Raw genomic sequence first — 23,400 nt, 5'->3', positions numbered from 1 at the left:
GCTGGGGTCCCGATCGGCGCCGGTTCGAACCCCAGCGCCATCTCAATTTCGCACGTTATTTCAGATAGTTGCGCTGCACAAAGCAGGGTTACGCATCGGTGCCGATCCACACGCTGGACGTGTTACATCGGGTTCGGATTGAAATTGACCTTAATTTATCATATATAACGCACTAAGTGGTATCAGCGGTCATATATGGATAATTGAGATGAGCTCGCCCAAGTCGAAATCCGCGCTCGCAAGGCTCGGCCGGGATATGCGCGCAGCGCGCCTGCGCCGCAATATCGCGCGCGCGGACCTTGCGGTGCGCGCGGGCACCTCGGCGAGCACGATCGTGAGGCTGGAAAGCGGCGATCCGGGCGTAGGCATCGGCACGCTTGCCGATGTCCTCGTCGCGCTGGGCCTGATCGATCGTCTCGCCGATCTTGTCGATGTCCGTCACGACGAGCTTGGCCTCGCGCTGGCCGCCGAGAAGCTGCCGCAGCGCGGCCGCACCTTTGCCTCGACCCTTCGCCGCCAAAAGAAGAAGGGCGAGACGAAGTCCGCGTCCGGCGGGGCCGAGGTTAATCCTGACGGCGTCGCCTTCTGATGGCCGACTGGTTCGCGAAGGTCGCGCTCGGCGAGAAGCTGATCCAGGTCGGAGAGCTGCGCTACACCCGCACGGGTCCGCGCCAGTTCTCGGTCTTTTCCTATGATCCGGCCTGGGCGGCGAGCGCGGCGGCCTTCGCGCTGCAGCCCGACCTCCCGCTCGAAGGCGGCCCTTTCCATGCCTCGAGCCAGTCCGGCAATGTCCGCGACGCGCTTGCCGGCGTCTTCGCTGACGCCGCGCCCGACACATGGGGGCGAACGCTGCTCGAGCGGACCTATGGCGCGGGCCTTTCGGAATTCGAATATCTCACTCTTTCCGACGACAGTTGCCGGCAGGGCGGGCTGCGTTTCGTCGACGATCAGGGCACGGTCATTCAGGGCGGCGCGCCCAACGCGGTCCCGCGCCTTGTCGATCTCGAGGCGATTACGGGCATCGCCCGCGCTTATGAGCAGGGCAAGGAGGTCTCCGCGGCCGATATGCAGGCCCTCGCGGGCGCTGGCGGCTCGGGCGGGGCCCGCCCGAAAGCCAATGTCATCGACGATGGCACGCTTTGGCTCGCCAAGTTCACCTCGGTCCACGACCAGCAGCCCGTCGAGCGGGTCGAGGTCGCAACGCTCCGCCTCGCCGCTTCCTGCGGCATCCGCGTGCCCGACGTCCGCCTCGAACTCGTCGATACGCCCTTCCCAGTCGCTCTCATCAAGCGGTTCGACCGGCAGGGTGCGGGCCGCATCCCCTATATCTCCGCGCGCACGGCCCTTGGCAAAACCGGAGTCGAGCTTGGCTCCTATACCGAAATCGCCGACTTCATCCGGCAAGCCGGGCCCAATCCGGTCGAAGACTTCCTCGAAATCTACCGGCGCCTCATCTTCACCATCCTGGTCTCCAACAAGGACGACCATCTCAAGAACCACGGTTTCCTCTACGTCGGCGCGGACAAATGGCGCCTCTCCCCCATGTTCGACGTCAATCCCGCGCCCGATCGCAACCCGCACCTCGAAACAGCAATCTTCGAAGGCGGCGGTCACGAACGGTCCATCCTGCGAGCGCTCGAAGCTGCGGAATTCTTCGAGATCGCCGACGCGGACGCGCGCGCACTCATCCGCGACATGGCGCAGCGGATAGCCGCCACGTGGCGCGACGCACTCCGCGCGACAGGCATCACTGGCGCGCTCGCCAAACATTACGAACCAGCCTTCGTTCACGACGAAGCAGGCATAGCGCTTTATCTTTAATTTCCATATTTGGTAAACACTGCACCTCAGTTTGTCATATCTGACATTTTATAATGTCATGGCTATGCGGCTGCCGGAAGCTGGCGTCGCCGGCCGGGAGTGAAGCGCTCGCCATCAGCTTCTCGCAAATGCCAGCAGCGGCGCGAAGTCGTGCTGGTCGGCCGCGCGGAGCGCAGCGATATATTCGGCCCGCAAAGTGCCGATGTCGCGCAGCGTCCCGCCGCCCCAGCTGAAGGGCGCGCCGCCGAGCAGGACGATGAGCAAATCCGCCACCAGCCGAGCGTGTCGGCCGTTGCCGTTAGGGAAGGGGTGGATCGCGACCAGCCCGTGGTGCAGCCGGACCGCGATTTCGTCCGGCGGGAAGGACCCATTGTCCACCCAGTAACGCGCGTCTCGCAGCAAACCCCCAAGCTGAATGTGGATCTGCACAGGATCGATGCCGATATTCTTACCCGTTTTCCGGGTCGAACCCGCCCACGACCAGACGTCACCGAACATCCGCTTGTGCAGCGCGAATACAAACCCTTCGGTCAGGATGTCGGCGTCGCGGCGTCGTTCGGTCCAGGCAACCGCGCCATCAATATTGGCCTGTTCGGCTTCGTTCAGATCCGCGCGGGTCGTGATCCAGGTCTGCAGCAGTCCCTCGCGCTCTTCGGCGTCGAGAGGTCTCGCGTCATCGGGCTGCGCGAACAGATCGGTCACAGCGTGTGGAGCGGCGTGCAAAATTGACCCCCTTAGCGGGGTGATCGGCGTCTAAAATTGACCCCCATCATTCCAGAGTGTGAGGCGTCGCGGCTTGGACTTCCAGGCGGCGAGGATGGGGATGTTGATTGTGGAGACTATTGCCAAGATTCGCAGGGAGCACAGGGAAGGTAAGCCGATCAAAGAGATCGCGCGTGATTTACGGTTGTCGCGCAACACGGTGCGCAAGGCGATCCGTGCGCCGGAGGCGGATTTCAGCTACGAACGCAAGGAGCAGCCTCGACCGCAGACCGGGCCATTTCGCGAACGGCTGGACGAGTTGTTGGTGCAGAACGAGGAACGGCCCCGGCGTGATCGGCTACGGCTGACACGGATACACGATCTTCTGGAGCGTGAGGGTTTCACCGGCTCCTACGATGCGGTTCGGCGCTATGCGGCACGCTGGAAGCGCGAACGCCGGACCGACGGCGGCGATATGAGCAAGGTGTTCATCCCGCTCATGTTCCGGCCGGGTGAGGCCTATCAGTTCGACTGGAGCCACGAGGACGTGGAGATCGCCGGCAAGCCGATGCGGGTGAAGGTAGCTCATATGCGGTTGTGCTGGTCGCGGGCGCCGTATGTGCGGGCCTATCCGCGCGAGACCCAGGAGATGCTCTTTGACGCGCATGCCCGGGGCTTTGCCTTTTTTGGCGGGGTGCCGACGCGCGGCATTTACGACAACATGAAGACCGCGGTGACGAGCGTGTTCACCGGCAAGGAGCGGGTGTTCAACCGGCGCTTCCTGATCATGACGGATCATTATGGCGTCGAGCCTGTGGCTTGCAGCCCGGCGGCAGGCTGGGAGAAGGGACAGGTCGAGAACCAGGTCCAGACCAGCCGGGAGCGGCTGTTCAAGCCCCGGTTGCGCTTTGCCAGCCTCGAAGAGCTGAACGCCTGGCTGGAGGCCGAGTGCCGACGGTGGGCCGAGCGTTATGCCCATCCAGATCTGGAAGACATGACCATTGCGCAGGCGCTGGAGATGGAACGATCCTCGCTGCAGTCATTGGCCACGCCCTTTGACGGCTTCTTCGAGAGCGAACATGTGGCGAGCGCAACCTGCCTGGTGAGCTTCGATCGCAACCGATACTCGGTCATGGCGAGTGCGGCCCGGGAGGCGGTGCAACTGCGCGCCTATGCCGACAGGATCGTCATCCGTTGTGCAGGCCAAGCGGTTGCCGAGCATGCTCGCGTGTTCGGCCGCAACCAGACGGCGTTCAACCCTTGGCATTATCTGCCGGTCCTGATCCGCAAGCCGGGAGCATTGCGCAACGGCGCTCCCTTCCAGGACTGGGATCTTCCGCCGGCCCTGGCCCAACTGCGCCGCAAGCTGGGCAAAAGCGATGACGCAGATCGGCGCTTCGTCCGGGTGCTGGCAGCAGTGCCCGAAGATGGGCTGGAGGCGGTCGAAGCTGCCGTCCGCGAAGCTATGATGGCGGGTACGGCCAATGACGAAGTGATCCTCAACATCCTGTCGCGCCGACGCGAACCCCAGCCCACCCAGGCCATCAGCGTCCTGGTCGATCTGAAGCTCAAGCATCCGCCCATCGCCGACTGCGCGCGTTATGACATGGTGCGAGGCCTCGATGCAGCGGCATGAGATGTTGGCAGCCCTGAAGGGGCTGGGCCTAAAGGGCATGATCGCCGCGTTCGACGATGCCGTTACCAACGGCGTCCGTCGTGACCGGACCGCCATGGAGATGCTCGGCGACCTGCTCCGCGCTGAAGGCGCGCATCGAGAAGCCGCTTCGATCCGATACCGCATGACTGCGGCCAGGCTGCCGGCCATCAAGGATCTCGACGGCTTTGTGTTCGCCGATACACCGATCAACGAAAGCCTGGTGCGTTCACTCCATGCCGGTTCATTCCTGCCGGAAAGGCGCAATATCGTACTGGTTGGTGGCACCGGCACCGGCAAGACACATCTCGCGCTTGCCATCGCCGCTGCCGTGGTTCGTGCCGGGTCGAGAGGACGGTTCTTCAATACTGTCGACCTGGTCAATCGTCTGGAGGAGGAAACCCGGCAGGCCAAGGCTGGCAACCTGGCCGCCCAGATGGCCCGCCTGGACGTCGTGGTGCTGGACGAACTCGGGTATCTGCCGTTCGCCCGTTCAGGAGGGCAGATGCTGTTCCATCTGATCAGCAAACTCTATGAAAAGACCTCGGTGATCATCACCACCAATCTCGCCTTCGGCGAATGGCCGAGCGTCTTCCAGGATGCCAAAATGACAACGGCGCTGCTGGACCGCGTCACCCACCACTGCGACATTATCGAGACCGGCAACGATAGCTGGCGGTTCAAAAACCGAAGCTGAGACGAGGAAAAACCCCTTCCCCCGGACCCCCATCCCCGGCGGTTACCCCGGTGGGTCCACAGGCACCTCCCGCGGACGCCGCCGCCAGCGCTCCTGACGGCGCGCGGCGGCGTCCGCGGGTCCCTCCTATGGACTACCGGGATAACCGCCGGCACTCACAAAAAGGGGGTCAATGTTGGGCGCCGATAGGGGGTCAACTTTGCGCGCCGGTTGACAGGCGAGATCAGGGATTTGCCGGGGGTGGGGGTCGCTTTGACGGTCATTTCGGGTCTCCAATCGAAATTCGTTCACTCGGTTCGTTCCGGTGTGATTGGAGGTCTAGCGGGGTCTCTTACTGCTGCGCAGTCTGATAAAACATGCCCTATTATTCGATTAAATAGAACAGTGCGGCGGGGTCGCGGTTAAGGGCCACTTTCGCGGATCGGCGACTGGACGATCGCCCCGGCAGATCACAACATTCCAGATTCATCTTGATGCGCTGAAATGGCAGGGACTGTCAGGAATTTCGTGTGCGACGAGGCGGTTGACCATCAGGCCGTCATGGCCCTGATGAAACGTTCGCCGAAGAGCACGGCAAATTGCGCCTTCGCCATGTTCCACTCACGCGGCGGCATTTTCCACTCTTTTTCCGATCGGTTCAAGATCAGATAGAGCAGTTTGGTTGCAGCCTCATCGTTGGGGAAATGCCCCCGCGCACGAACAGCGCGGCGAAGCTTGGAGTTCAAGGCCTCTATCGAATTTGTCGTATAGACGATCCGCCTGACCTCGTCGGGAAAGGCGAAAAACGGGATGACTTCGGGCCATGCCCGGCGCCAGCTCTGGCCGATGGCGGGATAACGCTGGCCCCAGAAGCTGGCTTCGAAGGCCGTCAGCGCTTCCTCGGCAGCTGCGGCATCGACGGCGCGGTAGATGGCCTTCAGGGCCGTTCCGAGCACCTTGCGGTCTTTCCACGCCACGAAATCCATCGAGTTGCGCAGCAGATGAACTATGCAGGTCTGGACCATCGCTTCGGGGAAAACGGCGGTGATGGCATCGGGGAAGCCCTTGAGGCCATCGACAACAGCCAGCATGATATCTTCGACGCCGCGGTTGCGCAGTTCGTTCATGACGCGCAGCCAGAATTTGGCACCTTCATTCTGTTCCAGCCACAGCCCGAGGACCACCTTGGTGCCGTCGGCCATGACGCCCAGGGCAATATGGATCGCCTTGTTGCGGACCATGCCCTCGTCGCGGATCTTGACCCGGATCGCGTCAAAGAAAACCAGATGAACTATGCAGGTCTGGACCATCGCTTCGGGGAAAACGGCGGTGATGGCATCGGGGAAGCCCTTGAGGCCATCGACAACAGCCAGCATGATATCTTCGACGCCGCGGTTGCGCAGTTCGTTCATGACGCGCAGCCAGAATTTGGCACCTTCATTCTGTTCCAGCCACAGCCCGAGGACCACCTTGGTGCCGTCGGCCATGACGCCCAGGGCAATATGGATCGCCTTGTTGCGGACCATGCCCTCGTCGCGGATCTTGACCCGGATCGCGTCAAAGAAAACCAGCGGATAGGCAGGATCCAGGGGACGTTGCTGCCAGGCTGCGACTTCCTCAAGCACGGCGTCGGTGATCGTGCTGATCAGGTCGGGCGAGGCCTCAATGCCGTATAGTTCGCGCAGATGCCCGGTGATCTCCCGGGTGCTCATGCCGCGCGCATACATAGAGATGATCTTGTCGTCGAAGCCGGGGAAGCGTCGCTGATACTTGGCGATCAGCTGCGGATCGAAACTGCCGGCCCGATCGCGCGGCACCTCGATCTCGATCCGTCCCCCGTCGGTCGTCACCGTCTTGCGGCCATAGCCGTTCCGGCTGTTGTTCCCTTGCTCCTCCTGACCAAGATGGTGATCCATCTCCGCATTGAGCGCCCGTTCGGCAAAAGCCTTCTTCAATGTATCAAGCAGGCCGCCCTGGCTGAGCGCCGCCGCTGCGTCAGTGCCGGCAAGCAACTGATCGAGAATGTCGTTCGGTATCGAGGGTTCTTTGCGTCGTGACATACGGGGTCTCCTTGTTACCCATTATGCCTCGTCGCACATGAAATTCCTGACAGTCCCAAATGGCACGCCATCGCACCACCATCCTAACATAGCGCGCACTCGTGCGATTTATATTGCAACGGCCGCTTCTGTCGACTGCGGACATCCGCAGGGTCGCCGAAAAAACCACGTATCTTGGTCGGAACCGGACATAATGGCTCAAAGGATTGGGGGGTCGCGGCCTCTTACCGCCACCACCTGGCGAGTCCCAGACCTGCGAGATAGGCTCCGGCGTCCTGACCATTTACCGAGACACGCGCGAGAGGGCGGATTTCAGAAATCAGCCTCGAAGACGTAAACGGCAGTTCTGTCGGCGTTTTAATCGCCTACATCGGCCAACCAAGCTGGCATGTCCCGCTTGGCATGAAGCACGCGCCAGACATCCACATGGGTCTCCAATTCAAGGTAGAAAACAAGCCAAGGAAATCCTTTCAGCCCTATGGTCCTCAACCCGGGTAAGTTCAGCTCATGAGACCATCGCGGAGATCCTGCCGCCGGCATTTCCCCTATAAAGGTATAGGCCTGTTCAAGCGCATCAATGAAACTGAAAGCCACATCCGCGCCAGCTTCGGCCGCGTAATGCTCGACCGCAAGGTCGACATCCGCCCGCGCTTTGGCGCGCGGTATGACCGGTTTTCCAGTCACGACCTCGTGCGTTGCGTCACACGGTCACGAAGGCCTTGGAAATATCCGGCGTCGGCTGGCGCTGTGGCTGCAGAACTGGCGCCGTCCAGGAGCATTTCGCGAAGGCGCTGAATGTCCTGATCCTTGCGGATTAATTCCCGCACATACTCGCTGCTCGTGCCGTAACCACGCACGTTAACCTGCTGATCCACAAACGCCTTGAGCGCATCCGGAAGCGAGATGTTCATCGTCGACATGGACTGTGATATAACGGGTTTGGCAAAATTTGGCAAGATGTCACGGGGGGCAAATCGCCGTACACGGCACCGTTGCGATATCCTCCGATCGGCCAATTCTGGCCATCGGAGAACTATCATGGGACATTCGGACCTCGACCCCGCCATACACGATCGGCGCCCTTGGAATGCAGGGCAGAATATAGGGCCGAAGCGCCTACTCAAGCCGAGAGATATCTGGGCAAGGCCCACGTCCTGCTCTGCATGCTGGCCTATTATGTCGAGCACCACATGCTCGAAAAGCTCGCCCCCATGCTCTACCGCGAAACCGACCCCGTGGCCGCCCAGGCCCTGTGCCAGGACGTCGTCACAAAGGCCCAGCGATCTCCCGGCCGCCAAGCAGAAGGAAGCCACCCACAAGACCACCAGCGGCCTCCCCGTCCACAGCTTCCAGGGCCTCATGGCGCATCTCGCAACCTACTGTCGACTGACCGCCACCACACCGCTCAACGACAAGTATCAGTTCACCCTCTACACGAAACCCACACCGCCTAGCCGGGACCGGCTGTCAACCGGCGCGCAAAGTTGGCTCTGACTCATATTCCGTGCAGATTGACGGTCATACCGGCGCCATAAGCCGGGCTTTGAGAAGGTCGAGGTTCGCGCGACCGTACATTTGACGTTTGATGAGCTTCAACCGATTGATGGTGCCTTCGACCTGTCCACTCGACCAGGGCTCGGTGATTGCGGCAGCGATTGCATCCTTGTCCGCCTCGACACCCGCCGCGAAGCTGGCGAGCTTGCTGGCGCTGGCTGCTTTGATCCAGGGGTCGAGACGCTTCACGTCTTTGGAGCGCATCATGGCGTGGAAGCGATCGACAATGTCACGCGCGGTGATCAAGGCGGGCACGGCCTTTTCAATCACGGCGCTCACCATCGCGTTCCGGGCCGAACCGGTGTCCCGTTCCACCGTCAGGCTACGGGCGACTGTGCGTGCGCTCAGAGTCGGGCTGGCAGGATGACCAAGCTTGTCGTCACGACGGCGTCGGGTCGCCCATTCGGTGACCACCCGCAGTGAACCAGCGAAGCCTGATGCTTTCAGTCGCCGCCATAGCTCCGCACCAACGCGACACCCCGCATTCCATTCCGCTTCAAGCATGACGAACCAGGGGTCGAGTGAACTTTGTCGCGCTCGGAACGTGTCGTGGCGCTGACCACGAACGATCTTGCGAATGGTCTGTCGGGAGACGCCGGTCGTGCGTGCCATCGCCTTGAGCGGAACGCCTTGCTCCGCCAACGCGAGAATTTCCTTGTTGACCATTTCCCGTGCCTTTGCCCCGTCCCACTGGATCCGCTCTGCTCTGGTCAACGTGCCGGGATCGATCGGCACCCCCGGCGCCAGCGTCTTCCGCAGGCGAGGCATCTCGGATCGAACAGCCGCCAGAAAAGCGGCTGACGCATTTTCAAACAGATGCCAGCGGTCCGCGACCTGTCGGGCATGGGGGGCGGCCTCTGTCGCTGCCGCACCATATCCTGGCCCACGATCTCGACAGATGGTGTGGACCTGGGGGTTTTCCCGCAGCCAGGCCACGATCGTCTCACGCTGTCGATCCGGTAAGATGTCGATGACCTTGCGTTGTTCCAGATCGACGACGATGCTGCCGTAGCTGTGCCCACGTCGCCACGCGAAATCATCGATACCGATCACTGTGGCCGCCGCCGGCGGGTCAGTAGCGATGTCGCGTCGAATGGCGCGCAACAAGGTGTCCCTGGACCAGGGAACCGCAAGCCGCGCCATCATCCGCGAACCGGGTCTGCCCCCAAGAGCGAGTCCGACAGCTCGGAGCAAATCATCGCATCGCGCTACGCGCCGGCCATAACGACGGCCGAGGACCGGTGCCAAAGCCTCGCTGAAAGTTTTGCGAGAGCAGGTGCCGTGCCCGCATCGGAAACGACGCACCAGAAGAAGGCGCAGCTTTACCACCGCACCGCTGATCGGCAGATCCGAAAGGGTCCGAAAATAGCGGCTGTGACAGGACAAAGATGGCGTGCCGCAGTCGGGGCATATACCTCGCGAAGAAGCAACCCGGCCGGATATCTCGACGACGCCATTCACGACGGATCTATCCTCGATGATTAAACCTGGGAGAGCCAGACCGCTGTTCCATATGCTCGTGCCCAAATGCCTTCTTCTCCCATATTCGCTATATCACGGGCATGGGCAGCGCGACCGCAGCATGTCAAATCTGCACGGAATATGAGTCAGAGCCAATTTTGCTCGCCGCTCCACAGTCCCGGCTTCGGTGAAGTTGAGCGTGATGAAGTATTCGATGACCAACGCATGCGAAGCGCCGGGATCCGCCTACGATATACTTCCCGCAACCCACTCCCAGAGGGTGTCAAGGATGGGATCCTTCTGGAAGCAGGTTTCGACCAGGTGGCACCCAACCGGCCGTGCCTGATCAGTTCATGGGCATATGAAAAAGCTGCAGGGAGCGGTCTCGTCGAGCTAACCGACAATCGGGCGTTCGAAGTGCCCTGCTACGAGCCCGGCTACACGCTGGTCGAGAAGCTCCAGACGATCTCGACGAAATTCCGGCGGCACCTCCAGGATGGCGGCATGCCCCAAAACTTCCTCCGCCATTATTATGACGTCTACTGCCTCCTCGGCGATCCCGGCGTTCAAACTTTCATCGGCACCGAAGCCTATGTCGCCCATAAGGACGCGCGTTTCCCTGCCGCGGACAACAAGGCGATCGCCGAAAATCCCGCGTTCAACCTTCCAGATGAAACCATACGCGGTGCTTCGCTTCAGTTTCAGGGGCGGGGGCAGACGTCCGAGAATTTCGCTTGGGTGGTCCACGAGCGTGTGATGAAAGGGTGAACTGGTCGTTCGCGCAAGTAAGGGGCGGCCCCCATGTCAGTTGACGCGGGGATGGGCATGATCACGCCACCTACCCGTTCCGCCCGTCCAGTCAGGCTATTTCAATGCTCTGTCTCAAAGCTCCTGTTCTCACGGCAATTCATCTCTGACTTTTCGGGTTTTATCATGGAGGAAGTCCGAATAATCGGGGTTTATCATTGTGGCCAAGGCAGGCGCCATAACCTTGCAAATCTGGAATCACGTTCCGTAAATGAAGGGATGATCGGAAGCATTTTCTCGCTGCGACTTGTCCGAAAAATGCATACATATTTCGGACCGATCCTGGGGTACGGTGACCTCTCAGAGGCGATCGGCAAACTCTTGGATTCGACCGAGGATAGCGTCGAGGCTTGGCTGTCCGCGATAATAGAGCGCAGAGGTCGCGGCATAGGCGCTGGCAAAGCGACCGCATGACCTCACACCATTTCTGATGACTACCCTCCGGACAGTACCATGTTCAGTGGATTCGACTGCGCGTCGATGCCGAAACTCGTTACTCCTTCGACAATCCCGTTCGCCCGCACGATGGCTTTGGTCCCATTGAAGATCCTTGACGAGACCGTCGCACGTATCGACAACGGATCCTTGGTTGGGATGATCTATGATCCGAAAGCTGTGGCGCAGGCCCCGGAAGCGACGTGAATGGCCGATTCCGGAATGACGGTTTGGCGGCGGGCGACTCGGGAAAGCTGCCTTAGCTTGCTCGAGAAACCCGCCGCGCCGCACACGACCACGGTCCGCCGTTTGGAACAGACTGGGCGAGCTGTCGCCGGACAGACGGAACGGATTTCAGTATACGGACTCAAGCCCCAGATGTTCGGTAAATGGATCAAAGTCACGGTCGCTATGAAGCAGGGCCAGGCCAGCTTCAATACATCGAGTTGCGATCAACGTGTCGATCGTCTTGCGAACAGTGACACCTAGCCCCCTGAGTGTGCGGAAATTGCGAGCTGCCTGCACTGCGATATCTCGGCCGCCGATCTCGATCATTTCGAGTGATCCAAGTAGGCGATGGCCCTGATTGAAATCGCGCTCGCTGGTGAAGCCTTGCAACACCTCGACCAGAATGAGATCGCCGATCAACAGCGGCTCTTTGCCGAGCAGTGAATCAAGCAGGTCCGCCTGCGGAGAAGCCGTGCCGCGAAAGAAGTCGATCCAAACGCTCGAATCTACAAGGATCATCCGTCGATTCGCATAGTATCGAGATCTCCTTCCCAGGCGAGCTTGCCGCGAGCGCCCCGAAGTTTGGCCTGCGACTGGAGCGTAAGGAGCAACCTTAACCCCGCCTCCACCGCCTCGCGCTTTGTCTTCAAGCCAGTGGCACGAAGCGCCTTGGTCATAAGATCATCGTCGATCACGATATTGGTCCGCATAATGTGTATCCTTTTCCCGATTTATACACATAACGCACATTGGACTGCGGATCAATCTGATCAGGCAGATTCGCTCAGGCCCCGGCCCCACCCGCATCTGAACGAACGACCGGTTTCAGGAATGAGGTAACGGCACTGTCATGGCAAAAAGTGGCGCAGAGCCGCCGAAGAGAAACAGGCGTTCCGCTGTGCCAATACAGATCGTCTACCCACGCCAAATTGACGGCTATTCGGATTTTCGTGTAGAAAAGTGGCCACTCATATTTTGCGGATTGGCCCCGGATATTTACTTACGTGGTCGTCGGCGGTAAGCAAAGTGATGCCCTCGACCATCGACTGAGCGATTAGCAGCCTATCAAAGGCATCCTTGTGAATCGGGGGGAGTCCATCGATCGCAACCGCATGCTCGCTTGCCACAGGTAACTCGCTGTAACCATTATCCAAGAGTCCACGCCGAAGAAGCCGCGCATCAACGGTGAAATCCTCGCGTCCGAGCGCGCTCTTGATCGCGACTTCCCATAGGCTCGCAGCGCTGAAGAAAAGCTCGTTCTCCCTATCCTCGAGGAGGCTCCGCACCTCATCCGATAACCGATCCGGGAAACCGGCAGCCCAAATCAACACGTGCGTGTCGAGCAGCAGTTTCACGATTGGCCGCCAAACAGAGCTTCAATCTCAGTCTCACCCATGCGATCGAAATCGGCAGGAACACTCAGTTGACCTGCCATAAAACCGAGACGCTTGGTCTTTCCAGCATCCGGCGCGTCTAAGGGAATGATCTTGGCAACAGGTTTGCCGGACTTGGCAATGACGAAGCCGCCGCCCCCAGCAAGCCGGTCGATCAATCTAGACAAATGGGTCTTGGCTTGGTGAATGTTGACAGTTTCCATAGCAATGTCCAAACTTAGTTTATAAGACTTAGTTTATAAGACTTAGTTTATCAGTGAACTCGAAATATGCAACCGGCTGAGTGCGACGCCTTCCAAACGAAATGCGCGGCAAGCGAAAGGCGACCGCACTGTAGGGCGGCGATTACGGTGGCCGGTCGGCGGCGATTATGATGGCCGGTGGTGTTGCCTCACCAGAAATGGTCCCTTAGCCGGCCGGTGGGGCTTGAGATGGGTAATTGTCGCTGGCGCTTTCCGGTGCGGAGATGCGGGCGACGGCGGATCGCTTGCGGTAGCTCTCACCGTTCATTTCGATAATGGTGGCATGGTGAACGAGGCGGTCTATCGCCGCGACGCACATGGCGGGATCTGGAAAAACGTCAGACCAACCAGAAAATGGCTGGTTGGCGGTGATAGCGATGGAGTGGCGTTCGTAACGGTGAGCGATGAGCTCGAACAGGACGCTGGTTTCGAGCTGATCTTTTCTGACATATGAGAATTCGTCCAGGACTATGAGCGCGTATTTGTCGAGTTTGTCGAGCATGGATGAGAGGGTCAGGTCGCGGCGGGCGGCCTGAAGCTTCTGGACCATATCGGTGGTAGAGCAGAACAGGACGCGGCGTCCCCTGTCGATGAGAGCGTGACTGATGGCGGCGATAGTGTGCGTCTTGCCAGTGCCGGACTGGCCGAAAATCAGGAGATTGCCGCCGCTTTCGATCCAGCCTTCCCCGGCAGCGAGGGAGAGCAGATGGGGCTTGCGAATACCCGGAGCAGCGTCGAAGTCGAAGGTGGCGATTGTCTTGCCGGCCGGCAGACCGGACTGGTCACGATGGCGCTGAATGCGGCGCGAGGTGCGCTCGGCCATCTCGATTTCCAGCAGGGAGGCGAGGAGATGGGCAGCGGGCCAACCATCGCGATCAGCGATGTCGGTAAACTGCTTCCAGTTACGCTTGATGCTGGGCAGGCGGAGCTCTGTCAGCAAGGCGGGCAGGACGGCGGCGGCCTGATCGTTGGTTCTGGTCATCACTGCACCTGTGCGCTGGCGAGCAGGCGGTTGTACCCCGCGTGATCGGGGGGCGGGATGGTGACATCGGCACGGTTCCTGGCCGTGGGTAGGAACTCGCTCTTGAGTTTGGCGATATCCGGAAGCTTGTCGGCATCGAGCGCAGCCTCGATCCGCTGGGCCAGGGCGTCGATGCAATTGCCGTTGGCGGCGATATCGAGGAGGGCGACCATGTCGCGGCAGGCCTGTCGGCTATCGAGTGCCGCATCCAATGCCTGCCATGCTCGGGCAAGCGGCGCTATCATGCCGCGCTGATAGTGGCGCAGGAGGAGGGGAGCGCGATCCCTTGCCCTGCGCGATCATGGAGGCAGGCGACGATGCGGCGGCGCTGGAGGCTTCGCTGATCGAGAATATCGCCCGGCTCGATTCTGACGAGGTGACGCGCTGGGAGAGCTTTACCCGGCTGGTGAAGGAAGGCCGGTCACCCGAGAATATTTCGCTGACTTTCGGACTCACTGAATTGCAGGTGAAGCGGACGCTGGTCCTCTTCAGACCGGGAAACACGCTGTTTGCCAACGCCTCGCCAAAGGGCGCTCTTTTTGCGCGTCACCATGGGGCAAAATCTGCCACGCCCGTCTACCACCCGTCTACCACGGAGGCCGAATCCACCCATATCCATTGCTGTTTGAAACTTATCTTGCTGATAGCAATTTCAGTATCTTATCGATCATTCTGGACATTAGTAGACAAGAATGGACGCTAACTGCATGCCTTGCCAAGGTTGGGGTCGAGGGTTCGAATCCCTTCGCCCGCTCCCAGATTGCCACCATCCCCATAGGGCATCCTCTAGCGAGACCAGGCGTGCCTCAGAAGCAAGGCTCACCCGAACCCATGGACAGGCCCTCACGGCTGCGGCGCAGTCTATCACCAGACCCAGATGGTCGGCTCGAAGCGCCCGGGCTTGCTGCTGTGCCAGGCTTTCATTCTGATCGCAGTCGGTATGAAGCTGCGGCCTTTGTAGCTGGGCTCCACATCCATCTTGTCGATGCTTCCTTCCTTGATCAGCCGGGCCAGTGTTCCGATCAGCAATTCGCGGGCTGCGGCCGCCTCGGGCGTCACATAGCTTATGTTTTCCGGAATCGCTTCGCCCCCGAATTCAGCGGGAAAGAGAAGGATGGGCACGAGCTTTCCCTTGGCGACCAGCGCCTTGGCCGCAGGGGCCGTTTGAACCGTGGAGAAGTCAGGCTTCACCCCTGCCTCGGCGGGCGGCCGGGGCGTCGCCAGAGCGGGGTCGGCTGACACCAGAGTCAAGGCCGCCCAAAGCACCATTAGACCCACGCCAAACCAGCGCGAGACGACCGCCCTCTCAATCATGCTCCCGATCGCCGGCACCCATATAAAGCTCGCTGCCCGTCTGTCGGAAAATCTCGCTCATCTCGGCCATGCCTTTCTCGGCATCCTCCGCTGCGATGAAACTGTCCGCCGGCTGGTTCTGCTTGGCCGCGAAGTCGCGCACCTCTTGGGTAATTTTCATGGAGCAGAATTTGGGCCCGCACATGGAGCAGAAATGCGCGCTCTTGGCGCCCTCGGCCGGGAGGGTCTGGTCGTGATATTTCTCGGCCGTGTCGGGGTCGAGCGACAGGTTGAACTGGTCGCGCCAGCGGAATTCGAAACGGGCGCGGGAGAGCGCGTCGTCGCGGACCTTGGCGGCGGGATGGCCCTTGGCCAGGTCGGCGGCGTGGGCGGCAAGCTTGTAGGTGACGACACCCACCTTCACATCGTCGCGGTCGGGCAGGCCCAGATGCTCCTTGGGCGTGACATAGCAAAGCATCGCCGTGCCGTACCAGCCGATCATCGCCGCGCCGATCCCGCTGGTGATATGGTCATAACCCGGCGCGATGTCGGTGGTGAGCGGCCCAAGCGTATAGAAAGGCGCCTCGCCGCAGGCCTCTAGCTGCTTGTCCATATTCTGCTTGATCTTGTGCATCGGGACATGGCCCGGCCCTTCGATCATCACCTGCACATCCTGTTCCCAGGCGCGCTTGGTGAGTTCGCCCAGCGTGTAGAGCTCCGCGAACTGCGCTTCGTCATTGGCGTCCGCGATCGAGCCGGGACGCAGGCCATCGCCCAGCGAATAGGCGATGTCATAGGCCTTCATGATCTGCGTGATCTCGTCGAAATGCTCGTAGAGGAAGCTTTCCTTGTGATGGGCGAGGCACCATTTCGCCATGATCGACCCGCCGCGCGAGACGATGCCGGTGACGCGCTTGGCGGTCATCGGGATATAGGGCAGGCGCACGCCCGCATGGATGGTGAAATAGTCGACGCCCTGCTCGGCCTGCTCGATCAGCGTGTCGCGGAAGATTTCCCAGGTCAGTTCCTCGGCAATGCCGCCGACCTTCTCCAGCGCCTGATAGATGGGCACGGTGCCGATCGGGACCGGCGAGTTGCGCATGATCCACTCACGGGTGTCGTGGATGTTGCGGCCGGTCGACAGGTCCATCACCGTGTCGGCGCCCCAGCGGATCGACCAGACCAGCTTGTCGACCTCGCTCGCCACATCGGAGGCGACGGCCGAATTGCCGATATTGGCGTTGATCTTGACCAGGAAGTTGCGGCCGATGGCCATCGGCTCCGATTCCGGGTGGTTGATGTTCGATGGGATGATGGCGCGGCCGCGGGCGATTTCCTCGCGGACGAATTCGGGCGTCACATAGTCGGGGATCGACGCGCCCCAGTCCTGTCCGTCGCGGACATATTCGGCCAGGCGGGCACGACCGAGATTCTCGCGCTCGGCCACATATTCCATCTCCGGCGTGATGATGCCGCGGCGGGCATAGTGCATCTGGGAGACGTTGGCGCCGGCCTTGGCGCGCAGAGGCCGCTTGACCGTGTTGGGGAAGGGCTGGACGCCACCGCTGCGGTCGGGGCCTTTGATGCCGTTATCCTCGGGCTGGATGGCGCGGGCGTCATATTCCTCAACATCGCCCCGACCGATGATCCAGTCGCGGCGCAGTTGCGGCAGGCCTGCCATGATGTCGATGCGGGCATTGGGGTCGGTGTAAGGGCCGGACGTGTCGTAGACGCGGACGGGCGGCTCGCCGCTGCCCGGCTCCAGGTCGATCTCGCGCATCGCGACCTTGAGCGGGCCGACATGGATCTTGCGCGAACCACGGATCGGACCAGTGGTGACGCGCATTTCGGTGCGGGCGGGGACGTCGGCCATAAATTTTCCTTTCAGGCGATGACGGTGGCGCGGCCAGTAAGGCCGGCGAGGAAGAGGAGGATGCCAAGGACGATGCTGACGATCGCCCAGGCGCGGGTGAAGTTGAGCGACCAACGGCCGATCTTGAGCAAAGGACCGGGCACGGCGAGCAGCAGCGCACCTTCGATCAGCGCCACATAGCCGATGGCCGAGACGATGACGGACAGCGGATCGCGCCAGATGCTGTGGATGAGGACCAGCGCCGCCCCCGCCGCGAAGACCGGGAAGCCAAGCGCCATGACCAGACCCGGCGAGCGCTCCAGATCGTCCATCATCTGCCGCCAGCGCTGGGGCGCGGTAAGGCCGCCTATGCCGACGACGATCATATAGAGGCCAATGGCTTCGGCCAGACGCAGGGTCAGAACGGAAATCGTGTCCATGGTCGTGCCGTCCTCCTCTTGCGTTCTGGGGCGGAGGACGGGCGCGGGCTGCCTTATGCGGACAAGCCGTTCCCTCCCTACGCCGGTCTTATCCGGATCAGGTTCAGCGGGTCGCGGCCACGTCAGCCGCCTCTCAACCGTCTGTGGACGGTCCCCCGGGGATCGCCCAGCGATAGCCGATCCGGGGCGCGAGCGAAAGCCCCGTTGTGGCGCTGGACAGCGGGCAAGCTTTTCCGCTTTATGCGGCCGATGAAGCATCCCGATCTGTCCACGAAGGAAGGGCGCAAGGCGCATAGGCATGAGATGCGCATGATCGCGGTGAGACCGCGCCGTTGGGGATTGTGGCTGCTGACGGCGGGTTTCCTGCTGGTGCTTGCGCCCTCCGCGCTCAACCTGCACAGCCTGTTCGGGCTTTGGCCGCCGATGCTGGGAGCGATCTGCGTGATGATCGGCGTGCCGCTGCTGGTGGCGAGCGTGGTGCTGAAGCGGCGCTATGCCCGGCAGAGGATGGCGGGGCAGGCGATGGTGGGACGGGTCAAGGGGTGAGGCTTTGGGCAGCGGTGGCCATTAGCTGCCGTTAAGCGCTTCGTGCTCCTGCGCAGGCAGGAGCCCAGTTGAGACGATGCGATGATATACGGAGGGCGGGACTGGGCTCCTGCCTTCGCAGGAGCACGGTTCAACCAAGGCGAAATTCATGTCGCCCGCCACCCCTTCAGCCCACCGCCTCGAACATCAGCTTCATCCCCGTCCTCGGCCGGATCGTCAGGCGGCTAATCGGCTCGGGCTTGAACCCTTCCGGCACCGATAGACGATAGCGGCGAAGCACGCTGGCGATCACCGTCATCACCTCCTGCTGGGCGAAGCCTGCGCCGACGCAGACGCGGGGGCCTCGGCCGAAGGGGAACCAGGCCTGCTTCACCATCTCCGCATTGGCGGGGTCATCGAAGCGCGCCGGGTCGAAACTGTGGGGGCAGGACCAGTTGTCCTTGTTGCGCTGGGTGAGCCAGGGGGCGACGACCAGCATAGCGCCTTCCTCCAACTGCTTGTCGCGCATCGGCATCGGGCAGGTCACTTCGCGGGGGAAGAAGGCGACCGGCGGATAGAGGCGCAACGTCTCACGGAAGATATTGCGGATCGTGCCCATATCCTTGAGCATCGCGGCGGCGAGCGGAGCATTTCCGGCGATTTGCGTCACCTCCGCCCGGGCGGCGGTCTGGATATGACCGCATTCCGCCAGCATGTAGAGCGCCCAGGTCATGGTGCTGGCGGAAGTCTCATGACCGGCAAGGAAGACGGTGGAGACCTGATCCATCACCTGTTGAAGCGTGAAGGGCTCGCCGGTTTCCGGGTGCTTCGCCTCGATCAGCGACTGGAGGATGTCCTTGTGCGGCGCCTCCCCGCGCTGGTGGAAACCCTCGTAGCGCGCCTCGACGATGGGGCGGAAGACGTCATGGATCGCCTTTGCCGGGGTCAGCGAGCGTTTCTCGAACCAGCGGGCGGGCGCGCCGTAGAGGCGCAGCATCGACGCGCTATGGGCGAGGCGCTGGAACTTGCCGAAGGCGGTGTGGATGATGTTGGAGCGGCGCTCGTCCAAAGCTTCGGAAAAGAGCGTGCGGAAGATGATGTCGGCCGCGACATGGGTCATCATCGGGTCGATGTCGACCGGCTTGGCTTTGTCCGTCGCGTCCAGCCGGGCGAGCAGATCGTCGGCGGCCGCCACCATCAGCGGCATGGAGCGGTGGAGGGCCGTATGCGCGAAAGCCGGGTTCACCATGGCGCGCTGGCTTTCCCAATCCTCGCCATTGGCGGAGAAGACGCTATTGCCGATCAGCGGGGAAAGATTGCGGACCAGTTCGCGATGCTTGGGGTAGGCCGTGCCGCCGCGCAATATCTGGTCCACCAGCGGCAGTTCGTTGGCGATATACATGGTCTGGCCGGGCATGCGGATCTCACCCAGCTTCATCGTATAGCTTTTCTCGAACAGCACATGAATCCAGCTATGCCAGCCGCGCAGGAAGCGCTTCATCAGGCCGCGCTTGGTGCGGGGCGGTTCGGGATAGGGCGGGGTGAAGGGCGGCGTCACGGGATCGTCCTGAATGCGGCTATCGCTTCGTCGATGGTGCGGCGGCCAGCGGTGAGGCTGACATAATCGACCGGCGACAGGCGGTCGCCCACGCGCAGATAGTCGAAATGCGCCTCATATTTGTTGGACCAGCCGCCATGGTAATTTCCCGGTTCGTAGAAGAGGTGGAAGCGCGGGGAGAGCAGGTCGACGCGGGCGGCGCATCGGTCCGAGACAAGGTGGATCGGGTGCACGTCATAATAGGCCGCGCCGTCCGGGGGCGCGGAGAAGTCGACCAGGCGGAAGAGCTTGTCGTCCAGGGCTTTCAGGTCGGCATGATACCAGCGAGCGTCCTTGCGCAGCGCGATAACGGGGACGACCTGCCCCAGCGTCAGGACGGTGAAATTGTCGGGCAGGGGCCGGTCGCCGCGCAATTCCAGGATGCGGCGCAGGACGCTCATCGCATAGATGGTGCCGTTGCTGTGAGAGGCGAAGATCACCTCGTCATGGGAGCCGTCCATTTCCTCGACGATGCGGGCGGCGAACTGGTCGAGGCGGGCGTCCATCTCCGCGCCGGGGCCTTCGGCGGCGACGCTGTGGTTATAATGCATGAAGCGCAGCAGCCAGGGCACGATCAGCTTGTTGAGCAGACGGCCGGAGAGAAGCGCGCTGATGGCGATGCCGATCGGAGCGGCGACCCAGAAGGGCAGCAGCAACGACAGCAGCAGCGTGGGGATCAGCGCCAAGGCGAGCGGGATCAGCACTCCCAGCAGCGGCGGATAGAGGATGGTGATGACCGGCCCTTGCCGCAATTTGCGCATACGCAAGAACTGCATGTGGCGGGCATGGGCGCTGTAGGTGGCGATGGAGCGCCATGCCAGCAGCAGCGGATTGCGAATCCAGACCTTGCCGACCAGATCCTCCCAGCGGAGGAACTCATAATCGGTCTCGACCCCGGCACCGTGGTTGGTGACGGTCCAGCAGGCGGAGGAGGCGGGGCCGGAGCGGCGGGCGCTGACCTCCACCTGCTCGCCGGAGAGGCGCGTGTAGGTTTCCGCCTGCTCGCGGTACATCTGGTGGTAGAAACGCACCCCGCGCGGGTCGAATCCGCCGAGATAGAAGAGTTTACGCTTGAACTTTTCCATGGCCCCTGTTCCACATCGGGCCATGACGACACCCGAACGCGACTACTGCTATTTCATAGACCACCGCAAATACAACCGAAACATCGGTTGCAGGCGCCATGACAATGCCTATGGCATCAATGGCGGCGGCAGCGAGCGGGACCGGTGGCGGGCGGACTTCGCTTTCTACAGGCATATGAAGGGGGAAGGCGATCCGATGGCGCTGCCCTCCTTGCTGGCCTGCCTCGTCTTCGGCTGGTTTTGCTGGAATTATCATCCGGGCAAGGGGCTTTGGCGGGGGCAGCTCTTGCGCCGCTTCGTCAAAGCGCCGAAGTGAGCGGCATGAACAAACATGTTTCCGTAGGGCCGGTCACGATCGGCAACGACCTGCCCTTTGTCCTCATTTCCGGTCCCTGCCAGATCGAGAGCCGCGATCATGCGATGATGATGGCGGAGAAGCTGTCCGGTATCGCGGCGAAGGTGGGCGTGCCGTTCATCTTCAAATCCTCCTTCGACAAGGCGAACCGGACCTCGGTGTCGGGGCAGCGGGGCGTCGGAATCGATGCGGGGCTGGCGATCTTGGCGGAGGTGAAAGCGGCTTTCGGCTGTCCGGTGCTGACCGACGTGCATGAGGCCGGGCAGGTTGGGGCAGCGGCTGAGGTCGTGGATATTTTGCAGATTCCCGCCTTTCTGTGCCGCCAGACCGATCTGCTGCTGGCGGCGGGGCGGACCGGCGCGGTCGTCAATGTGAAGAAGGGGCAGTTCCTGGCGCCCTGGGACATGGCGGCGGTGGCGCAGAAGGTCGCGTCGACCGGAAATGAGCGGATTTTGCTGACGGAGCGCGGGGCGAGTTTCGGCTATAACACGCTGGTCAGCGACATGCGCGCGCTGCCGGTGATGGCGGAGACCGGCTATCCGGTGGTGTTCGATGCCACCCATTCGGTGCAGCAGCCGGGCGGATTGGGGTCGGCTTCGGGCGGGCAGCGTGAATTTGCGCCGCTATTGGCGCGGAGCGCGGTGGCGGCGGGGGTCGCGGCGGTGTTTGCGGAGGCGCATGATGCCCCGGATAATGCGCCCTCGGACGGGCCGGTGATGCTGCCGGTGGAGTGGGTCGGGCCGATGCTGGAGAAACTGAAGGCGATCGATGGGGTGGTGAAGGGGTAAGCGCCCCTACCCGTTCGGGCTGAGCGAAGTCGAAGGCCTTGCCTGAGCGCAGCGAAGGCTTCGACTTCGCTCAGCCTTGCCCTTCGACAAGCTCAGGGTGAACGGGGGGAGAGATTGGCGGAGTTACGGCCGGGTCTGCCCCGTTCCGCGCACCAGCCATTTATAGGTCGTCAGGCCTTCCAGCGCGACCGGGCCTCTTGCGTGAAGGCGGCCGGTGGAAATGCCAATTTCCGCGCCCAGCCCGAATTCGCCGCCGTCCGCGAACTGGGTGGAGGCGTTCCACATCACGATAGCGCTGTCGACCGCGTTCAGGAAGCGCTCGGCCTTTTCCGCATCCTCGGTGATGATGGCGTCGGTATGGTGGCTGGCATGGGCGGCGATATGGGCGAGCGCTTCGTCCAGCCCGTCCACGATCCGCACAGAGACGATGGCGTCGAGATATTCCGTATCCCAATCCTCATCCGACGCGGCGATCACGCGGCTGTCCATCGCCTGCACCGCTTCGTCGCCGCGCACTTCGCACTTGGCGTCGAGCAGCGCCTTCACGATGGCGGGCGCCTCAGGATAGGCCTTGTCGATCAGCACCGTCTCGGTCGCGCCGCAAATGCCGGTGCGGCGCATCTTGGCGTTCACCACCAGCTTTTGCGCCATGTCCGGATCGGCCGCGCCGTCGACATAGCTGTGGTTGATGCCGTCGAGATGGGCGAGGACGGGCACGCGCGCCTCTTCCTGCACGCGGGCGACCAGGCTCTTGCCGCCACGGGGGACGATGAGGTCGATGAACTCCGCGGCTTTCAGCAGCGCGCCCACGGCGGCGCGGTCCGTGGTGGGAACCAGTTGCACCGCGTCGGCGGGTAGGCCGGCGGCGGCGATGCCCTCAGCCATGGCGGCATGGATGGCGCGGTTGCTTTCCTTTGCCTCGCTGCCGCCGCGCAGGATCACGGCGTTGCCGGCGCGCAGGCAGAGCGCGGCGGCATCGGCGGTCACATTGGGGCGGCTTTCATAGATGATGCCGATCACGCCCAGCGGCACGCGGACGCGGCTCAGCTCCATGCCGTTGGGGCGGACTTGCTTGTCGATCACGCTGCCCAGCGGATTGATGAGGGTCGCCACCTGGTCCACGCCCGCCGCCGTCGCAAGGACGCGATCCTCGTCCAGCTTCAACCGGTCGAGCATGGCGGGGGAAAGGCCGTTGGCGGCGGCATTTTCCATGTCGCGGGCATTGGCGGCGATGATCTGCGGCGCCTGATCCCGCAGCGCCTGCGCGGCGCGGCGCAGCGCGTCGATCTTCTGCGCGTCGCTGGCGGCAGAAAGCTGCGCCGCCGCCGCGCGGGCGCGCGCGCCCATGGTCGCGATCAGCATTTCGGGAGTCTGGGTCAGGTCGTTCATGAACTATCTCGCCGTGTTTCG

The 23,400-nt window shown here is 62.0% G+C and carries 25 protein-coding genes, 3 pseudogenes and 1 riboswitch; of the genes and pseudogenes, 10 read left to right on the top strand and 18 right to left on the bottom strand.

What is annotated here, in order from left to right; genetic code table 11:
• Window positions 1-208: 208 nt before the first annotated feature.
• Window positions 209-589, top strand: coding sequence for a helix-turn-helix domain-containing protein (locus tag HUK72_RS13205; RefSeq protein ID WP_066553506.1), 381 nt, complete (start codon window positions 209-211; stop codon window positions 587-589).
• Window positions 589-1,821 (top strand): type II toxin-antitoxin system HipA family toxin, encoded by a 1,233-nt coding sequence (locus tag HUK72_RS13200; protein ID WP_176597171.1) that lies wholly within the window; start codon window positions 589-591, stop codon window positions 1,819-1,821. The genes HUK72_RS13205 and HUK72_RS13200 overlap by 1 nt, the downstream gene beginning before the upstream one ends.
• 114 nt (window positions 1,822-1,935) lie before the next feature.
• On the opposite strand, the gene HUK72_RS13195 is transcribed toward HUK72_RS13200, so the two are convergent.
• Window positions 1,936-2,523: a mobile mystery protein B gene (locus HUK72_RS13195; protein ID WP_176597170.1), complete on the bottom strand. Its 588-nt coding sequence runs from the start codon at window positions 2,521-2,523 to the stop codon at window positions 1,936-1,938.
• A gap of 121 nt (window positions 2,524-2,644) precedes the next feature.
• Here HUK72_RS13195 and istA point away from each other — a divergent pair, with 121 nt between their 5' ends.
• Window positions 2,645-4,159, top strand: a complete 1,515-nt coding sequence (istA, locus tag HUK72_RS13190; RefSeq protein ID WP_176597709.1) for an IS21 family transposase — start codon at window positions 2,645-2,647, stop codon at window positions 4,157-4,159.
• Complete coding sequence (gene istB, locus HUK72_RS13185) at window positions 4,146-4,874, top strand: IS21-like element helper ATPase IstB (RefSeq protein ID WP_176595381.1); 729 nt, start codon at window positions 4,146-4,148, stop codon at window positions 4,872-4,874. The genes istA and istB (HUK72_RS13185) overlap by 14 nt, the downstream gene beginning before the upstream one ends.
• 530 nt (window positions 4,875-5,404) lie before the next feature.
• Here istB (HUK72_RS13185) and HUK72_RS27255 read toward each other — a convergent pair.
• The 5 genes and pseudogenes from HUK72_RS27255 to HUK72_RS13160 all read right to left on the bottom strand — a co-directional run.
• Window positions 5,405-6,139 (bottom strand): annotated as a pseudogene (locus HUK72_RS27255) (IS256 family transposase); the annotation flags it as partial.
• A gap of 285 nt (window positions 6,140-6,424) precedes the next feature.
• Window positions 6,425-6,913, bottom strand: a pseudogene (locus HUK72_RS27630) (transposase); the annotation flags it as partial.
• A gap of 357 nt (window positions 6,914-7,270) precedes the next feature.
• Window positions 7,271-7,597 carry a type II toxin-antitoxin system RelE/ParE family toxin gene (locus HUK72_RS13170; RefSeq protein ID WP_176597169.1) on the bottom strand — a complete coding sequence of 109 codons (327 nt, stop codon included), beginning with the start codon at window positions 7,595-7,597 and terminating at the stop codon, window positions 7,271-7,273.
• The gene (locus HUK72_RS13165) at window positions 7,594-7,833 is read right to left on the bottom strand and encodes a type II toxin-antitoxin system ParD family antitoxin (protein ID WP_066553442.1); all 240 of its coding nucleotides are present in this window, start codon (window positions 7,831-7,833) and stop codon (window positions 7,594-7,596) included. The genes HUK72_RS13170 and HUK72_RS13165 overlap by 4 nt, the downstream gene beginning before the upstream one ends.
• A 598-nt stretch (window positions 7,834-8,431) precedes the next feature.
• Window positions 8,432-9,994, bottom strand: a complete 1,563-nt coding sequence (locus tag HUK72_RS13160; RefSeq protein WP_255325713.1) for an ISL3 family transposase — start codon at window positions 9,992-9,994, stop codon at window positions 8,432-8,434.
• A 75-nt stretch (window positions 9,995-10,069) separates the two neighbouring features.
• Here HUK72_RS13160 and HUK72_RS13155 point away from each other — a divergent pair, with 75 nt between their 5' ends.
• Together HUK72_RS13155 and HUK72_RS13150 are read left to right on the top strand one after the other, a co-directional pair.
• Complete coding sequence (locus tag HUK72_RS13155; protein WP_255325712.1) at window positions 10,070-10,696, top strand: nucleotidyl transferase AbiEii/AbiGii toxin family protein; 627 nt, start codon at window positions 10,070-10,072, stop codon at window positions 10,694-10,696.
• Window positions 10,697-11,215: 519 nt separating this feature from the next.
• The gene (locus HUK72_RS13150; protein ID WP_218035961.1) at window positions 11,216-11,377 is read left to right on the top strand and encodes a hypothetical protein; all 162 of its coding nucleotides are present in this window, start codon (window positions 11,216-11,218) and stop codon (window positions 11,375-11,377) included.
• Between the two features lie 147 nt (window positions 11,378-11,524).
• Here HUK72_RS13150 and HUK72_RS13145 read toward each other — a convergent pair whose 3' ends face one another.
• From HUK72_RS13145 to HUK72_RS13120, 6 genes are all read right to left on the bottom strand, one after another.
• The gene (locus tag HUK72_RS13145) at window positions 11,525-11,917 is read right to left on the bottom strand and encodes a PIN domain nuclease (protein WP_176597166.1); all 393 of its coding nucleotides are present in this window, start codon (window positions 11,915-11,917) and stop codon (window positions 11,525-11,527) included.
• Window positions 11,914-12,108 carry a type II toxin-antitoxin system VapB family antitoxin gene (locus tag HUK72_RS13140; protein WP_176597165.1) on the bottom strand — a complete coding sequence of 65 codons (195 nt, stop codon included), beginning with the start codon at window positions 12,106-12,108 and terminating at the stop codon, window positions 11,914-11,916. The genes HUK72_RS13145 and HUK72_RS13140 overlap by 4 nt, the downstream gene beginning before the upstream one ends.
• A gap of 258 nt (window positions 12,109-12,366) precedes the next feature.
• A complete protein-coding gene (locus HUK72_RS13135) occupies window positions 12,367-12,753 on the bottom strand; it encodes a type II toxin-antitoxin system VapC family toxin (RefSeq protein ID WP_176597164.1) in 387 nt (128 codons plus the stop codon).
• Entirely contained in the window at window positions 12,750-12,995 is a 246-nt protein-coding gene (locus HUK72_RS13130) for a type II toxin-antitoxin system Phd/YefM family antitoxin (protein ID WP_176597163.1), read from the bottom strand. The genes HUK72_RS13135 and HUK72_RS13130 overlap by 4 nt, the downstream gene beginning before the upstream one ends.
• A 205-nt stretch (window positions 12,996-13,200) precedes the next feature.
• Window positions 13,201-14,016: an IS21-like element helper ATPase IstB gene (gene istB / locus HUK72_RS13125; RefSeq protein WP_176597162.1), complete on the bottom strand. Its 816-nt coding sequence runs from the start codon at window positions 14,014-14,016 to the stop codon at window positions 13,201-13,203.
• The gene (locus HUK72_RS13120; RefSeq protein WP_218035960.1) at window positions 14,016-14,228 is read right to left on the bottom strand and encodes a hypothetical protein; all 213 of its coding nucleotides are present in this window, start codon (window positions 14,226-14,228) and stop codon (window positions 14,016-14,018) included. Before HUK72_RS13120 ends, istB (HUK72_RS13125) begins: the two co-directional genes overlap by 1 nt.
• A gap of 51 nt (window positions 14,229-14,279) precedes the next feature.
• On the opposite strand from HUK72_RS13120, the pseudogene HUK72_RS13115 reads away from it, so the two are divergent.
• Window positions 14,280-14,563: pseudogene (locus HUK72_RS13115) on the top strand (chromosome partitioning protein ParB); the annotation flags it as partial.
• A 356-nt stretch (window positions 14,564-14,919) separates the two neighbouring features.
• Here the strand turns inward: HUK72_RS13115 and HUK72_RS13110 are convergent.
• From HUK72_RS13110 to HUK72_RS13100, 3 genes are read right to left on the bottom strand one after another with little or no spacing between them, the layout of a single operon-like run.
• Entirely contained in the window at window positions 14,920-15,369 is a 450-nt protein-coding gene (locus tag HUK72_RS13110; protein ID WP_255325711.1) for a hypothetical protein, read from the bottom strand.
• On the bottom strand, window positions 15,362-17,221 hold the full coding sequence (gene thiC, locus HUK72_RS13105) for a phosphomethylpyrimidine synthase ThiC (protein WP_176597160.1): 1,860 nt from the start codon (window positions 17,219-17,221) through the stop codon (window positions 15,362-15,364). Before thiC ends, HUK72_RS13110 begins: the two co-directional genes overlap by 8 nt.
• An 11-nt stretch (window positions 17,222-17,232) precedes the next feature.
• On the bottom strand, window positions 17,233-17,640 hold the full coding sequence (locus tag HUK72_RS13100) for a DUF2065 family protein (protein ID WP_176597159.1): 408 nt from the start codon (window positions 17,638-17,640) through the stop codon (window positions 17,233-17,235).
• A 57-nt stretch (window positions 17,641-17,697) separates the two neighbouring features.
• A riboswitch (TPP riboswitch) is annotated at window positions 17,698-17,808 on the bottom strand.
• Between the two features lie 81 nt (window positions 17,809-17,889).
• On the opposite strand from HUK72_RS13100, the gene HUK72_RS13095 reads away from it, so the two are divergent.
• The gene (locus HUK72_RS13095; protein ID WP_176597158.1) at window positions 17,890-18,186 is read left to right on the top strand and encodes a hypothetical protein; all 297 of its coding nucleotides are present in this window, start codon (window positions 17,890-17,892) and stop codon (window positions 18,184-18,186) included.
• Window positions 18,187-18,352: 166 nt separating this feature from the next.
• Here HUK72_RS13095 and HUK72_RS13090 read toward each other — a convergent pair whose 3' ends face one another.
• Together HUK72_RS13090 and HUK72_RS13085 are read right to left on the bottom strand one after the other, a co-directional pair.
• On the bottom strand, window positions 18,353-19,723 hold the full coding sequence (locus HUK72_RS13090) for a cytochrome P450 (RefSeq protein WP_176597157.1): 1,371 nt from the start codon (window positions 19,721-19,723) through the stop codon (window positions 18,353-18,355).
• Window positions 19,720-20,847, bottom strand: coding sequence for a hypothetical protein (locus tag HUK72_RS13085; protein ID WP_176597156.1), 1,128 nt, complete (start codon window positions 20,845-20,847; stop codon window positions 19,720-19,722). Before HUK72_RS13085 ends, HUK72_RS13090 begins: the two co-directional genes overlap by 4 nt.
• Window positions 20,848-20,869: 22 nt before the next feature.
• Here HUK72_RS13085 and HUK72_RS13080 point away from each other — a divergent pair, with 22 nt between their 5' ends.
• Window positions 20,870-21,163 carry a hypothetical protein gene (locus tag HUK72_RS13080; RefSeq protein WP_176597155.1) on the top strand — a complete coding sequence of 98 codons (294 nt, stop codon included), beginning with the start codon at window positions 20,870-20,872 and terminating at the stop codon, window positions 21,161-21,163.
• A gap of 5 nt (window positions 21,164-21,168) precedes the next feature.
• Window positions 21,169-21,990, top strand: coding sequence for a 3-deoxy-8-phosphooctulonate synthase (gene kdsA, locus HUK72_RS13075; protein ID WP_176597154.1), 822 nt, complete (start codon window positions 21,169-21,171; stop codon window positions 21,988-21,990).
• Between the two features lie 123 nt (window positions 21,991-22,113).
• Here the strand turns inward: kdsA and HUK72_RS13070 are convergent, their stop codons facing one another.
• Window positions 22,114-23,379: a glutamate-5-semialdehyde dehydrogenase gene (locus HUK72_RS13070; protein ID WP_176597153.1), complete on the bottom strand. Its 1,266-nt coding sequence runs from the start codon at window positions 23,377-23,379 to the stop codon at window positions 22,114-22,116.
• Window positions 23,380-23,400 lie beyond the last annotated feature (21 nt).

It is taken from the genome of Sphingobium sp. 15-1 (assembly GCF_013375535.1).
GTDB lineage: Bacteria > Pseudomonadota > Alphaproteobacteria > Sphingomonadales > Sphingomonadaceae > Sphingobium > Sphingobium aromaticivastans.
Note: the sequence above shows the minus strand (reverse complement) of the source record. Positions and strands in the feature narration are given on the sequence as shown.

What these genes read in the sequence shown, in the direction of transcription:
- HUK72_RS13095 (WP_176597158.1), top strand. Translation starts at nt 17,890, where the DNA reads ATGAAGCATCCCGATCTGTCCACGAAGGAAGGGCGCAAGGCGCATAGG.
- HUK72_RS13140 (WP_176597165.1), bottom strand. Translation starts at nt 12,108, where the DNA reads ATGCGGACCAATATCGTGATCGACGATGATCTTATGACCAAGGCGCTT.
- HUK72_RS13100 (WP_176597159.1), bottom strand. Translation starts at nt 17,640, where the DNA reads ATGGACACGATTTCCGTTCTGACCCTGCGTCTGGCCGAAGCCATTGGC.
- istB (WP_176595381.1), top strand. Translation starts at nt 4,146, where the DNA reads ATGCAGCGGCATGAGATGTTGGCAGCCCTGAAGGGGCTGGGCCTAAAG.
- HUK72_RS13130 (WP_176597163.1), bottom strand. Translation starts at nt 12,995, where the DNA reads ATGGAAACTGTCAACATTCACCAAGCCAAGACCCATTTGTCTAGATTG.
- HUK72_RS13080 (WP_176597155.1), top strand. Translation starts at nt 20,870, where the DNA reads ATGACGACACCCGAACGCGACTACTGCTATTTCATAGACCACCGCAAA.
- HUK72_RS13070 (WP_176597153.1), bottom strand. Translation starts at nt 23,379, where the DNA reads ATGAACGACCTGACCCAGACTCCCGAAATGCTGATCGCGACCATGGGC.
- istA (WP_176597709.1), top strand. Translation starts at nt 2,645, where the DNA reads ATGTTGATTGTGGAGACTATTGCCAAGATTCGCAGGGAGCACAGGGAA.
- HUK72_RS13205 (WP_066553506.1), top strand. Translation starts at nt 209, where the DNA reads ATGAGCTCGCCCAAGTCGAAATCCGCGCTCGCAAGGCTCGGCCGGGAT.
- kdsA (WP_176597154.1), top strand. Translation starts at nt 21,169, where the DNA reads ATGAACAAACATGTTTCCGTAGGGCCGGTCACGATCGGCAACGACCTG.
- HUK72_RS13145 (WP_176597166.1), bottom strand. Translation starts at nt 11,917, where the DNA reads ATGATCCTTGTAGATTCGAGCGTTTGGATCGACTTCTTTCGCGGCACG.
- HUK72_RS13155 (WP_255325712.1), top strand. Translation starts at nt 10,070, where the DNA reads ATGAGTCAGAGCCAATTTTGCTCGCCGCTCCACAGTCCCGGCTTCGGT.
- HUK72_RS13085 (WP_176597156.1), bottom strand. Translation starts at nt 20,847, where the DNA reads ATGGAAAAGTTCAAGCGTAAACTCTTCTATCTCGGCGGATTCGACCCG.
- HUK72_RS13165 (WP_066553442.1), bottom strand. Translation starts at nt 7,833, where the DNA reads ATGTCGACGATGAACATCTCGCTTCCGGATGCGCTCAAGGCGTTTGTG.
- HUK72_RS13150 (WP_218035961.1), top strand. Translation starts at nt 11,216, where the DNA reads ATGCCGAAACTCGTTACTCCTTCGACAATCCCGTTCGCCCGCACGATG.
- HUK72_RS13120 (WP_218035960.1), bottom strand. Translation starts at nt 14,228, where the DNA reads ATGGTCGCCCTCCTCGATATCGCCGCCAACGGCAATTGCATCGACGCC.
- thiC (WP_176597160.1), bottom strand. Translation starts at nt 17,221, where the DNA reads ATGGCCGACGTCCCCGCCCGCACCGAAATGCGCGTCACCACTGGTCCG.
- istB (WP_176597162.1), bottom strand. Translation starts at nt 14,016, where the DNA reads ATGACCAGAACCAACGATCAGGCCGCCGCCGTCCTGCCCGCCTTGCTG.
- HUK72_RS13200 (WP_176597171.1), top strand. Translation starts at nt 589, where the DNA reads ATGGCCGACTGGTTCGCGAAGGTCGCGCTCGGCGAGAAGCTGATCCAG.
- HUK72_RS13110 (WP_255325711.1), bottom strand. Translation starts at nt 15,369, where the DNA reads ATGATTGAGAGGGCGGTCGTCTCGCGCTGGTTTGGCGTGGGTCTAATG.